The sequence below is a fragment of the Amycolatopsis sp. NPDC004169 genome (assembly GCF_040610315.1).
In the GTDB taxonomy this organism is placed as follows: domain Bacteria; phylum Actinomycetota; class Actinomycetes; order Mycobacteriales; family Pseudonocardiaceae; genus Amycolatopsis.
Map to the genome: position 1 here is coordinate 346,195 of NZ_JBEXMD010000003.1, position 12,256 is coordinate 358,450.

General features: G+C 71.4%; 10 protein-coding genes and 1 pseudogene. 3 read left to right on the forward strand and 8 right to left on the reverse strand.

The window, feature by feature from the left end; all coding sequences use genetic code 11:
• Positions 1-1,040 precede the first annotated feature (1,040 nt).
• From ABZX11_RS06335 to purD, 7 genes and pseudogenes are all read right to left on the reverse strand, one after another.
• Positions 1,041-1,298: pseudogene (locus ABZX11_RS06335) on the reverse strand (WXG100 family type VII secretion target); the annotation flags it as partial.
• A 70-nt stretch (positions 1,299-1,368) separates the two neighbouring features.
• A complete protein-coding gene (locus ABZX11_RS06340) occupies positions 1,369-1,680 on the reverse strand; it encodes a hypothetical protein (RefSeq protein ID WP_176174092.1) in 312 nt (103 codons plus the stop codon).
• 135 nt (positions 1,681-1,815) lie between these two features.
• A complete protein-coding gene (locus ABZX11_RS06345) occupies positions 1,816-2,574 on the reverse strand; it encodes an ESX secretion-associated protein EspG (RefSeq protein WP_176174091.1) in 759 nt (252 codons plus the stop codon).
• 1 nt (position 2,575) lies between these two features.
• On the reverse strand, positions 2,576-4,192 hold the full coding sequence (locus tag ABZX11_RS06350; RefSeq protein ID WP_354910407.1) for a hypothetical protein: 1,617 nt from the start codon (positions 4,190-4,192) through the stop codon (positions 2,576-2,578).
• A 9-nt stretch (positions 4,193-4,201) separates the two neighbouring features.
• Entirely contained in the window at positions 4,202-4,792 is a 591-nt protein-coding gene (locus ABZX11_RS06355; RefSeq protein ID WP_354910409.1) for a DUF3558 domain-containing protein, read from the reverse strand.
• Positions 4,785-5,165 carry a hypothetical protein gene (locus ABZX11_RS06360; RefSeq protein WP_176174088.1) on the reverse strand — a complete coding sequence of 127 codons (381 nt, stop codon included), beginning with the start codon at positions 5,163-5,165 and terminating at the stop codon, positions 4,785-4,787. The genes ABZX11_RS06355 and ABZX11_RS06360 overlap by 8 nt, the downstream gene beginning before the upstream one ends.
• Before the next feature lie 124 nt (positions 5,166-5,289).
• A complete protein-coding gene (purD, locus tag ABZX11_RS06365) occupies positions 5,290-6,564 on the reverse strand; it encodes a phosphoribosylamine--glycine ligase (protein ID WP_176174087.1) in 1,275 nt (424 codons plus the stop codon).
• Positions 6,565-7,212: 648 nt separating this feature from the next.
• Here purD and ABZX11_RS06370 point away from each other — a divergent pair.
• The 3 genes from ABZX11_RS06370 (at position 7,213) to ABZX11_RS06380 (ending at position 10,933) form a co-directional block, all read left to right on the forward strand.
• Positions 7,213-8,364 carry a glycerophosphodiester phosphodiesterase gene (locus ABZX11_RS06370; protein ID WP_354910412.1) on the forward strand — a complete coding sequence of 384 codons (1,152 nt, stop codon included), beginning with the start codon at positions 7,213-7,215 and terminating at the stop codon, positions 8,362-8,364.
• A gap of 39 nt (positions 8,365-8,403) precedes the next feature.
• Positions 8,404-9,318, forward strand: coding sequence for a serine hydrolase domain-containing protein (locus ABZX11_RS06375; RefSeq protein WP_354910414.1), 915 nt, complete (start codon positions 8,404-8,406; stop codon positions 9,316-9,318).
• Positions 9,319-9,388: 70 nt separating this feature from the next.
• Complete coding sequence (locus ABZX11_RS06380) at positions 9,389-10,933, forward strand: amino acid permease (RefSeq protein WP_354910417.1); 1,545 nt, start codon at positions 9,389-9,391, stop codon at positions 10,931-10,933.
• Between the two features lie 48 nt (positions 10,934-10,981).
• On the opposite strand, the gene ABZX11_RS06385 is transcribed toward ABZX11_RS06380, so the two are convergent.
• The gene (locus ABZX11_RS06385; protein WP_354910419.1) at positions 10,982-12,220 is read right to left on the reverse strand and encodes an aromatic acid/H+ symport family MFS transporter; all 1,239 of its coding nucleotides are present in this window, start codon (positions 12,218-12,220) and stop codon (positions 10,982-10,984) included.
• Between the last annotated feature and the right edge of the window lie 36 nt (positions 12,221-12,256).

Sequence of the window (12,256 nt, forward strand, 5' to 3'; positions counted from 1 at the left end):
CGATCGCGCGACCGGACCTCCTCGGTGGTGACGAAACGGGCCTCGGTCGCGTAGTGGTGCTCCTGCTTCGGCGAAGTGAAGCCGTGCTTCTTGCGCCGGTGCACCGCGACGCCGTTGGCCGGCTGCCGCGCCGCCCGCGGCTCCCACCCGCACTCCGGGCAGACCACCGGCAGATCGGTGCGGCCGGCACTGACCCGCGGGAGGTTGAGCCAGCGGTGGTTGGGGGTGGTGGTCGCCTGCCACCGCGAGTTGCGCATCCGGACCAGCTCGGCGTCTTCGTGGTGGACGACCCGCGTGATCCGCGTCCACTCGCTGCACCCGGTCGCCGGGTTGTAGCCGATCGTCTCGTCGCCGACCTCGACCGCGTCGTGCTTCAGCAGGCCGCGCCTGGTCAGGATCTGCGTGTCCAGCGGCACGCAGTCCCAGTTGTTGATGGCGTTCGGATTTCCGCCCGACTCGTGCTGGATGATCGCCCAGATCTTCGGGATGTCCGCGTCCGTCACCGGGATTCCCGCGGCCTGCAGGGCCTTCATCGCCTCCTGGATCCACTGCTGGACGTTCCCCGGCGGCGGTGAAGAAGGCGGGCCGCCGCTCGGGCCGAGGCCGCCGCCACCGCCACCGCCTCCGCCGCCGCCCCCACCGCCGCCTCCGCCGCCGTGGTGGGAGGCGCCGTTGCTGTGGATGCCGCCCGTGCTCCTCGGGACCGCTGCCGAGCTGCTCGGCAGCGGGACCTGGTCGTAGCCGCCCTCGATCTGCTGGGACATCAGCTTCTGGGAGGCCTTGATCGCCGTGTCCGCCTGGGTTTGCAGGCCCGTCACGTCGCCGTCGAAACCCGCCGTGATGTTGTGGATGTCCGTCTTCGCCGTGGCCAGGATCTGCTCGGCGCTCGGGCTCGGGCCCGGCTTTCCTTCGTCGTGGGCCTTCTTCGCCGCGGCCAGCGCGTTGTTGATCTGGGTCTCGGCCGTCGCGTTGCGCTCGTTGACCGCCTTTTCCGCGGCCAGCTGCTTGTCCCCGACGTTCTTCTTGATCTGTTCGAGGGACTTCGCGAGATCGTCGAGGTCCTTGGCGACGTCTTCGAGGTGGGTCTGCACCTTGGTGCCGGCGTCGCGGACCTGGCGGACGTACTGGAAGAACTGGTCCGCCGCCGGGCCGGCCCACACCTGCGCGTCCAGGGCGTCGGTGGAGCTTTTCAGGGAAGCGTTGTGGTCACCGGCGTTCTTGCCCGCCTCGCGGAACTGCGCGGCCGCCGCGGTGATTTTGCCCAGATCGACCTTTTCGACCTGGTCGACCTTCTTCATGAAGGCTTCCCAGTTGTCCGGCGTTCCGGCGCCGCCCCCGTTCAAACCCACTGTGGTGCCCCCTGCTCACTTACTTGTCGACGTGCAGTTGCAGATCGCTGGCGCCGACCTGGTCGGTTTCCGCGATGAGGCCGGCGGCCCTGCGCATGGCGAACCCCAGCGCCTCCATGTGCTTGCCCGCGGCGTCGAACTGGTTGTGCACGCCGTCCTTGAACTTGCCGACCGCGCCGTGCGCGTCGCCCGTTTCGTCCATTCCGCCGAAGGGGCTTTCCTTCTCGTGGTCCAGGCCGGTGACCTTCTGCTTGGACTTTTCGAACTCGTCCTTCAGCTTCTCCACCTGGCGGGCCGCGATGGCCATCGACTCCGGGTCGTAGACAGGCACGGTTCGTCATCCCCTTCGGAAAACTCGTCTCCGTCCGATCGGACGTCGTCACGACCGGGACGGTTCCCGCGCATACTTTATGACTTCGCCGGAGACGCGGGTACGGATCTCCGCCAACTTCCACCCCAGCGGGGTTCAGGCCTCCGCCGCCAGCTCGCGGATCCGGGTGGCCAGCAGCGCGTTGTCGGCCGGGGTGACGGTGGCCCACTCGCGACCGTCGCCGTCGCGGGCCACCTGGAACAGGTAGCGGCCCGCGTCCGTGTCGAAGAACGCCACCACCCGGCCCGCCCGGTGCACGACGCCGTCGCGCGAGGTGCGTTCCACGCCGAACTGGCCGCGGGCCTCCTGGCCCAGCAGCATGCCGGAGAGCTCCTGGGCCTGGAACAGCGGCACCTTGCGATCCTCCAGCGCCGTGACCAGCGCTTTCGCGTCGCCCTTCGCCGCCGCGTCGGCGGACTTCACGACGTCGTAGGGCAGGCTGACCGTCTGGCCGATGCCCGGGCCGAGGTCGCCGGCCACCGAGACCGCCGCCTCGGCGAGGCCGTCCTCGGTGGCCGGGATCAGCCAGACCTCGCCGTGGTCCACGACCGCCAGCACCGCCTGGCCGCGCAGGCTGACCGCGCGGCCGCGGATCTCGCGTTCGGCCCACACCCACACGTCGATGCCGAACTGCGGGCGCGCCAGCAGGTGCAGCAGGTCGGCCAGCTCGCCGGACGGCCGCCGGTTGCGGGCCAGGCGCCGCTCGGCCAGCGACGCCCACGCCGACTCGATCAGCTCGAGCCGCTCGGCGCGGGTGGTTCCTTCGCTCGGCACGTCCAGCGCGACGTGCCGCCGGGGCAGGTCGAACGATTCCCAGAGCACGTCGAACTCCAGGGCCGACAGGACAAGCGACACGTCAGCGCCCGTCCCGGCCGTGGTCGCCGAGCACGTCGGGGGAAACCATCCGCTGGTCGGCGAACAGGTCCTGGTCGTCGACGCCGTAGCGGCGGACGTGTTCGGCGTCCTCCTCCTGCGGGGCCGCCTCGGACAGGAACCGCGGCTCGCCGGGCTTCTGCTTCGGGCTGATCTGCTCGGACTTGCGCAGCGCGACGGCTTCTTCCTCGGGCAGCTCGCCGACCGGCAACGGCCGCACCGGGCCGGTCGGACCGCTCTTCTCCCGCCGCAGGCGCTCCTTGTCACCGCTCAGGGCGCCGCCGGCCACGCCCGCGCCGATCGCCGCCGCCCCGGCGCCGACGTCGCCCGGGGTCGCACCGGGCTTGACCGGCAGGCTGCGTTCGCCGGTGTACTGGCCGGGCTGGAGCGGGGCCTGCGGCATCGCGCCGACCGTGCGGCCCTTGCCGAGCAGGCCGTCCGGGCTGCGGCCGGTGGAGCCTTCGATGCCGGTCCAGCCACCGGACGTGCCGCCACCACCACCGCCACCACCACCGCCGCTGCCGCCGAGCGACTTGATCGGCGTGGTGGCCGGGGCCGAGCCGGGCGGCTGGGCGCCGGGCGCGCCCGGCGGGACGAACGGGTCGCCCTGGCCGCCGGCGCCCGGACCGGGGGTGAAGTGGCCGCCGGGGTCGCTGCCGGACGTGCCGCGGCCGGGGACGTGGCTCCAGCCCGGGCCGGGCTGGGTGACCGGGGGTTTCGCGCCAGACGGCGTCGTCGACGAGCTCGGCGTGGTGTGCTGGGCGGGCGGCGCGCCGGCGGAACCGGCTGAGCCGGCCGAGCCGGTCTGGCGCGGCGGCTGCGGCGCGGACCGGGCCGGCTGCTGGGCGGCGACGCCGTAGGCCGGGGTCGGCGGGTCGGCGTGCACGGTGTGGGACACCGGCTGCACCACCGGCGGGTCGACGTGCACCGACCGGACCCGGTCCGAAGCGGGCCGCACGCCGCCGTCCGGCGTCACCGCGACCGCGGCGCCGGCGACGTCCAGCACGCCCGGCGCGATGCCCGGGGCGGCCAGCTTCAGCGACTCGGGGTCGGACAGCGCCTGCGTCGAGAGCAGGTTCGTGCCGCTCTGCTGCGCGTACTCGTTCAGCGCCTGCTGCGCCTGCGCTTTGGCGTCGTTCGCGGCTTGGACCTGCTGGGCGTGGTCGGTCTCGAAGCCGATGAGGCTCAGCAGGCCGTCGGTGAGGGTGAAGCCGCCCGCGCCCTTCCGGACCGTCTCGGCGTCCGGCAGCTTGTACTTGGTCCGGTTGAAGGCCTCGCCCTGCTCGAACACCATTTCCGCGGCGTGCGCGACCTTCGTGGTGGCGTCCTGGGAGAACCCGGCTTGCTCGGTGAACACCTGGCTGGCCGCGCCACCGGCCTGGCTCTGCCATTCGACGCCGAGCTCGAGCAGCTGCGCGCGCAGCGTCTGGTCGGTGTGGGCGAGCGCGGTCGCGACGGCCTTCAGCGCGTCGACGGCGGTGCCGATGCTGCCGGTGCCGTCGCCGTTGATCATCCGGGTGATCTGGTCGGCGATCGCGGTGTTGGTCCAGCCGTCGAACCGGTGGTTCTGGATCCCGGCCGCGAGCTCGGAGAATTCCACGCGCCCTCCCTAGTTGCGTGCTTTCAGGGTCTGCAACGCCAGGTCGGCGGCGTGCGCCGACATGTCGCACAGCTGCGGCTGGGTGAGCTTGCCGCGGGTGATGGCGAAGGTCTGGACGGCCAGCGTCTGGCCCTTCGCGACGCCGACGAGCGTCTCGCAGTCGGCCGGGTCGCCGTCCGCGCGGTAGTTCGTCAGCGCCGGGTAGCCACCGATGGTCTTCGGCTCGGTGGTCATGCTGTTCTTCTTGCGGGTGCCGGTGATCCACTGGTCGAGGTCCGCCGGGACCGCCCGCACGTGGTAGGAGTGCATCGGCTCGGCGCCGTCGGCGTCGAACACGCAGGTCGGACCGTCCTGGCCGGCGGTGGAGCGCGGCACGCTGTTGATCTTCAGCGCGTCGAGCTGCACCTGGGGGAAGATCTCGCACAGGGCGACGCCCTGCAGCGGAAGGTCGGCCGGCCGCTGCGGCAGCTGGGCGGCCTTGGCGCTCTGCGACGCGGCCGTGGCGGCCGTCTCGACCGGGTACGGCGTGCCTTCGGTGCCCGCGGAGCAGCCGGCGAGCGCCGCTGTCGCGAGTACGCCTCCGGCGATCCGGTTACGCACCGTGCTTGCCGCGATCACCGAACGCCGCCGCCTTCTCCTCTTCGCCCGCCTTGTAGTCCTTCGCGGCTTCGCGCAGCTGCGAGACCAGGCGTTTGAGGCCGGCGACGTACTCGCGCACCTGCCCGGCGTAGGAGCGGTCGCCGTCGGCGATCAGGGTGTTCCAGGCCTGGACCGACTGCGTGCTGATGACGTCGGCCGAGGGCGCGTCGATCCGCAGCTGGCCGAGCTTGGTCAGCAGCTGGTCTTCGAGGGCGTTCGCCTGCTCTTCGACGATCCGGGCGACGTCGAGGAGCTTGTCCGGGTGGACCAGGACGTCCGCGGCCGCCGGCGCCACCGGGACCGCCGAGCTGAGGTCGTACGAGGGTCCTGACATGCTCTCCCCTGACGTCATACGGACAGTGACCGGCCGGCTCCCCGTCGAGGCTACCAACGCGGGTGTGGCGGCAGCCTGAGTTTGGACGAAGAGTGGGCCCGGCCGGTTCCCCCGATCCGTGTAATCAGGCGCGCTGTTTCGCGGGCGGGGCGCCGACCTCGCCGTTCGCCGCCTTCAGCGCGATGTCCGTGCGGTGGTGGGAGCCCGCGAGGTGGACCTTCTCGACGGTCTCGTAGGCGTGCTTGCGCGCCGACTTGAGGGTCTTGCCGGTGCCGACGACCGACAGCACGCGGCCGCCGGAGGAGACGACGGCGCCGTCGTCGCGCCGGCGGGTGCCGGCGTGCAGGACGCCTTCCAGCTCGGCCCCGGTGATGACGTCACCGGTGCGCGGCTTGCCCGGGTAGCCGTCGGCGGCGATCACGACGGTGACCGCGGCGCCGCCGGACCACTCCAGCGGCGGGTGCTCGGCGAGCTTGCCGGTGGCGGTGGCGTGCATCAGCCCGGCGATCGGGGTGCGCAGCAGGGCCAGCACGACCTGCGTCTCCGGGTCGCCGAAGCGGCAGTTGAACTCGATGACCTGCGGGCCTTCCGAGGTCAGCGCGAGGCCGGCGTAGAGCAGGCCGGAGAAGGGGGCACCGCGGTCGACCAGCTCGTCGGCGACCGGCTGGACGACCCGCTCGACCAGCTCGTCGACCAGGTTTTCCGGGGCCCACGGCAGCGGGGCGTATGCGCCCATGCCGCCGGTGTTCGGGCCGGCGTCGCCGTCGCCGACGCGCTTGAAGTCCTGCGCGGGCAGCAGCGGGACGACGGTGCTGCCGTCGACGAAGCAGAACAGCGAGGCCTCCGGTCCGTCCAAAAAGGACTCCAGGAGGACCGGGTGGCCGCCGTCGAGCAGCATGATGGCGTGCTTGCGCGCGACGTCGATGTCCGGCGTGACGACGACGCCCTTGCCGGCGGCCAGCCCGTCGTCCTTGACGACCCAGGTGGGGCCGAACCGGGCGAGCGCGGCATCGAGCCGGGCGGGGTTGTCGACGACCTCGCTGCGCGCGGTGGGCACGTTCGCGGCGGCCATGACGTCCTTCGCGAAGGCCTTCGAGCCCTCGATGCGGGCGGCCGCGGCCGACGGGCCGAAGCAGGCGATGCCGGCCTTGCGAACGGCATCGGCAACCCCGGCGACGAGCGGCACCTCGGGCCCGACGACGACGAGATCGGCCTGCCAGCTCTTCGCGAGCCCGGCAACGGCATCGGGATCGGCGGCATCAACACCGAGCTGTTCGGCAACGGCGGCCGTCCCGGCATTGCCGGGCGCACAGGCCAGGGCGGTGACGGCGGGGTCGCCGGACGCCGCGAGGACGAGTGCATGCTCCCGGGCGCCGGAGCCGATTACCAGTACGCGCACGCCGCACAGCGTATCCGGCCGGGTTGGCGGGGGACATCGCGCCGTCGGTGGGGGGTGGGGGTGAGGTGGGGTGGGCGGTGAGGGTTCAGGTGGTCGGTGAGGTCATTCGCCGGTTTTCGGGCGGGGCGGTGGGCTGGTGGCGCGCGGGCCGGGTCGCGCGATGCGGGTTCCCGACGCGCGGTCGAATCGCTGCCTGGCGATGGCTCCGGTCGCCGCGATCCGGAGGCCTCCGGAGGCGGCGATCCACAAGTCGCCGGGGGTGTGGACAGCTCGGCCTTCGGGGTTGGCGAGCCGGAGTTTTTGTCCGCCCTCGCCGATACGCTGGAAGCGGGGGCAACCCCCAGGGAGGGCGGGTCGCGCGCGCGGCGGGTTCGCAGGCAGCCCCGGCCCACCCGCCTTCTGTCTGGACCACCAGGTTCGGCCCACTGCCCGCCATGGCCTGCCACCAGTTGGGTCGCCGCCCTGGCCTCTACCGGCCTTGGGGCGCCACCGCGCCGGGAGCCTGGTGTGCCGCAGGTCGCGACCCGGCGAACAGGAGTCCATGCGGCGTTTACCGGCCCGACCGTTCAGGTACGTACTTCGGATGCTTGCGGCATCGAGGGTGGCGCGAGTAGTCAGGGCACACCCTGTGTGAAAAGAGGTCACCAGATGAAGCGCAAACGTGTCGGTCTGCTCGCTCTGGCCGGGTTGGTGTTGCTGAGCGTCACCGGTGTTGCGGCCGGCTCCGCGACCGCCGCGGCGGTGTCCGGTACCAGCGGGGGGTCCGCCGATGCCGCCGCGCGGGGGCGGGGCCACCATGACCCCGTGATCATCGGACACCGCGGCGCGCCCGGGTATCGGCCGGAGCACACGCTTGCCTCCTATGAGCTCGCCTTCCGGATGGGCGTCGACTGGGTCGATGTCGATCTCGTGCCCACCAAGGACGGCCAGCTCGTCGCGCGGCACGAACCCGAGATCGGCGGCACCACCGATGTTGCGAAGCACCCCGAGTTCGCCAATCGGAAGAAGACCGTCGTGCTCGATGGGGTCTCCACCACCGGTTGGTTCACGCAGGACTTCACGCTCGCCGAGCTGAAGACGCTGCGTGCGGTCGAACGCATTCCGCAGAACCGGCCGCACAACACGCTGTACAACGGCCGCTACCAGATCGCCTCCTACCAGGAGGTGCTCGACCTGACCCGGCGGCTCGGCCGCGAGCTGCACCGGACGCTCGGCACCTACCCCGAGGTCAAGCACTCGACCTTCTTCCAGTCCATCGGCAACCCGACCGAGCCGAAGCTGGTGGCGATCCTCAAGCGCAACGGCCTCGACCGGCCGGACGCGCCCGCGATCATCCAGTCGTTCGAGGTGTCGAACCTGATCGCGCTGCACAAGCAGCTCCGGACGCCGCTGCTGCAGCTGACCTCGGCCTCCGGTGCCCCGGCGGACTTCGTCGCGAACGGCGACAAGCGGACCTACGCCGACCTCGTCACGCCGCAGGGGCTGCGCGAAGTCGCGAAGTACGCGAAGTACCTCGGGCCGGACAAGGCGCAGATCATCCCGCGGGACAAGAACGACAACCTCGGCACGCCGACCGCTCTCGTCGCGGACGCGCACAAGGCGGGCCTGAAGGTGCAGCCGTACACCTTCCGGAACGAGAACCCGTTCCTGCCCGCGAACCTGCGGTCGTCGGCCGCGCCGGACGCCTTCGGTGACGTCTTCACCGAGGAGGCCGCGTTCCTCAACGCCGGTGTCGACGGCTTCTTCGCCGACCAGCCGGACACCGCACTGGAGTCGCTGCACGCGTTCCTGGGCCGTTAATCGCTGGCCGCCGGGGGCGCTTCCGGGGACGCTGAGTCCGTGGAAGCGCCCTTTTCCGGTGTCGTGCTGGTCACCCGCGGCGACGAGACGCTGCTCGCCGAGGCGGCCGGGTACGCGCACCGCGCCCACCGCATCGAGAACACGGTCGACACGCGGTTCGCGATCGCCAGCGGTACCAAGGGTTTCACCGCGCTGGTCGTCATCGGCCTGATCGCCGAGGGACGCCTCGAGCTGTCGACGAGAGCGCGGGACTTCCTGGGCCAGGACCTGCCGCTGATCGACGACCGCGTGACGGTCGAGCACCTGCTGACGCACACCTCCGGCATCGGCGACTACTGCGACGACGACAACCCGCCCGCGCACCCGCCGTGGCTGGTCACGTCGGCGGACTACCTCGCCGCGCTCGGCGGGTTCCCGCAGCGGTTCCCGCCCGGGGAACGCTTCCACTACAACAACGGTGCCTTCGTCGTCCTCGGCTTGATCGCCGAACGGATCGCGGGCATACCTTTCGCCGACCTCGTGCGGACCCGCGTCACCGAGCCGGCCGGGATGACCGACACGGAGTTCCTCCGCTCGGACGCCCTGCCCGCCCGGACGGCGACCGGGTACCTCGAAGACGGCCGCACCAACGTGTTCGGCCTGCCGGTGGTCGGCCACGGCGACGGCGGCATCTACAGCACCGCGCCGGACTTCCGGAAGTTCTGGGCCGCCCTGTTCGACGGCCGGATCGTGCCCCGGAGGTGGGTCGAACGGCTGCAGCGCGGGGAGCGCTACGGCCTCGGCTTCTGGCTGCCCCGGCCCGGCGTGGTCCGGCTGGCGGGCGGTGACCACGGCGTCTCGTTCCGGAGCACGCATGAGCCGTCATCGGGCGTCACCGCAACCTTGATCTCGAACGATCACCGAGGTGGCGGGCCCCTGCTGCGACGGCTGGACGAGTTCTTGACGAAGGCTTGACACCCTCCGGCACCGGGGCTACCTTCGGCGAATTCAATGGTCTGGCCGCATACCTTTCAAGAGGTGCCCGATGGATGTTTCCGACCAGCAGACCACTCCCGACCACGCCGACGAAGACAGCGCCCGCCTGCACCAGCTCGGGTACGCGCAAGAGCTCAAACGGACGATGTCGGCGTTCTCGAACTTCGCCGTCTCCTTCACGATCATCTCGATCCTCTCCGGCTGCCTCACGCTCTACGGCTTCGGCATGAAGACCGGCGGCCCGGCCGCGATGATCTGGGGCTGGCCGCTGGTCGGGGTGTTCGTCATCCTGGTCGGGCTCGGCATGGCCGAGGTCTGCTCCAGCTACCCGACCGCCGGCGGGCTGTACTACTGGGCCGCCAAGCTCGCGCCCGGGCGGTCCGGGCCCGCGTGGTCGTGGTTCACCGGCTGGTTCAACCTGATCGGGCAGATCGCGGTCACCGCGGGCATCGACTTCGGCGCGGCCCTGTTCCTCAACGCGTTCCTCGACCTGCAGTGGGGTTACGCCGCGACGCCGGGGCACACGATCCTGCTGCTCGCGATCATCCTCGTGGTGCACGGCCTGCTGAACACCTTCGGCGTCCGGATCGTGGCGATCCTCAACAACGTCAGCGTGTGGTGGCACCTGATCGGCGTGCTGGTGATCGTCGGCGTGCTGGTCTTCGTGCCGGCCAAGCACCAGGACGCGTCGTTCGTCTTCGGCAGCTTCGTCAACCAGACCGGCTGGGGCTCGGCGTTCTACGTCTTCGCGCTCGGACTGCTGGTCGCGCAGTACACCTTGACCGGTTACGACGCTTCCGCGCACATGACCGAGGAGACGAAGAGCGCGGCGACGGCCGGACCGCGCGGCATCGTCATGTCGATCGTCGTCTCGCTCGTCGCAGGCTGGATCCTGCTGATCGGCCTGACGTTCGCGATCCAGGACTACGACGGCGCGGTCGGCTCGGCGACCGGCGTCCCGCCCGCGCAGATCTTCATCGACGCGACCGGCGCGGTGACCGGCAAGTTCCTCCTGCTGATCTGCATCGGCGCCCAGCTGTTCTGCGGCATGGCGTCGGTGACGGCGAACTCCCGGATGATCTACGCCTTCGCCCGCGACGGCGCGATCCCGGGCTCGGGCTTCTGGCACCGGATCAACAAGCGCACGCAGACGCCGACCAACGCCGTGTGGCTCGCCGCGGGCGGCGCGCTGGTGCTGGCCCTGCCGTACCTGTGGAGCGCCACGGCCTACGCCGCGGTGACGTCGATCGCCGTGGTCGGGCTGTACGTGGCGTACGTGATCCCGGTGTTCCTGCGGGTCCGCCGCGGCGACTCGTTCGAGCCCGGCCCGTGGTCGCTCGGCAAGTGGGGCAAGCCGGTCGGCATCGTCGCGACGATCTGGGTGGTGCTGATCTTCTTCCTGTTCATGCTGCCGCAGGTCTCGCCGGTGACGGTGGATTCGTTCAACTACACGCCGATCGCCTTCCTCGTGGTGCTGGGCGGGGCCGCCCTGTGGTGGGTGGCTTCGGCCCGGAAGTGGTTCACCGGGCCGAAGGTCCAGGGGTCCGCGGAGGAACTGGCCGCGGTGGAGCAGGAACTGAAGGAACTCGGCTGACGCCGGGGGTGGGAGCCTTCCCCGCGCGGAAGACTCCCACTCCGGCGCTCAAGTGGTCGCGGGCCGGGATTCGACGGCCGGCGAAGGCGTTTCCGCTGGGCTGCGGTGGCCGGGGCGGACCACCGTCACGGCCGCCGCTCCCAGTGCGCCCACCGCCGCGAACGCGTAGAAGCCCCACGGGTACGCGATGCCCGCCGTCAGGAGCGCGCCGCCGAGGATCGGGCCGGAGATCGCGCCGATGCGGCCGATGCCCGCCGACCAGCCGAGGCCGGTTGCGCGGATCGCGTCCGGGTAGATGCGGCCGATGTACGCGTACACCAGCACCTGGGCGCTGAACACGAAACAGCCGGTCAGGAACACCGCCGCGTACAGCCCGACCGCCGGCAGCTTCACGCTCAGCAGGGCGAGGAACACCGCGCCCGCGCAGAACCACACGATCGCCGACGGGCGGATGCCGACGCGGTCGGCGACCCGGCCCGCGACCAGCAGGCCCACGATGCCCCCGACGTTCAGCGTCAGCAGCAGGCTGAGCGCCGCACCCAGCGGGTACCCGGCCTGGCGCATGATCTCCGGCAGCCACGTGTTCAGGCCGTAGACCAGCAGCAGGCCCATGAACGAGGTGACCCAGAAGGCGATCGTCGCGCGCAGCAGGCCGCCGCGGAACAGGCCGGCCACCGCGTGCCCCGCCGACCGCTCCGTCTCGCGAACCCGCTGGAACGTCTCGGATTCCGGCAGGTACTTCAGCATCAGCGGGACCAGCACCAGCGCGGGCAGCGCGCCGGCGACGAACATCGCGCGCCAGCCCAGCGGGGTGATCAGCACGATGCCCAGCAGCGCGGTCAGCACCGCGCCGACGTGGTAGCCGGTCATCACCGTGGTGGTCGCGCTGCCCGACTTCCCCCGCCGCGCGTACTCGGTGACCAGTGTGATCGCCGTCGGCAGGCAGCCGCCGAGGCCCAGGCCGGCGACGAACCGCAGCAGCCCGAAGACGAACGTCGACGGCGCGAACGCGCACAGCAGCGTGCACAGCGAGAACAGCGTCACCGAGATGATCAGGGACTTGCGGCGGCCGATGACGTCGGTGACCGTGCCGATCGCCAGCCCGCCCAGCATCATCCCGGCGAGCCCGACGGTCGACACGACCGACGCCGTCGCCGGGGTCAGGCCCCAGACGTGGCCGCGGAGCAGCACCGGCAGCACGGTGCCGAGGACGACCAGGTCGAACCCGTCGAGCAGGACGGCCGTCCAGGCCAGGGGCACGACCCAGGAGCGGGTGCCAGTGGACATCGGAAACCTCCGGAGGTGCGTCGGTGCACGTCCTCC

Bases quoted from the DNA above. Each gene is read 5' to 3' on its own strand.
- ABZX11_RS06360 (WP_176174088.1), bottom strand. From the start codon at position 5,165: ATGTCAGGACCCTCGTACGACCTCAGCTCGGCGGTCCCGGTGGCGCCG.
- ABZX11_RS06370 (WP_354910412.1), top strand. From the start codon at position 7,213: ATGAAGCGCAAACGTGTCGGTCTGCTCGCTCTGGCCGGGTTGGTGTTG.
- ABZX11_RS06380 (WP_354910417.1), top strand. From the start codon at position 9,389: ATGGATGTTTCCGACCAGCAGACCACTCCCGACCACGCCGACGAAGAC.
- ABZX11_RS06385 (WP_354910419.1), bottom strand. From the start codon at position 12,220: ATGTCCACTGGCACCCGCTCCTGGGTCGTGCCCCTGGCCTGGACGGCC.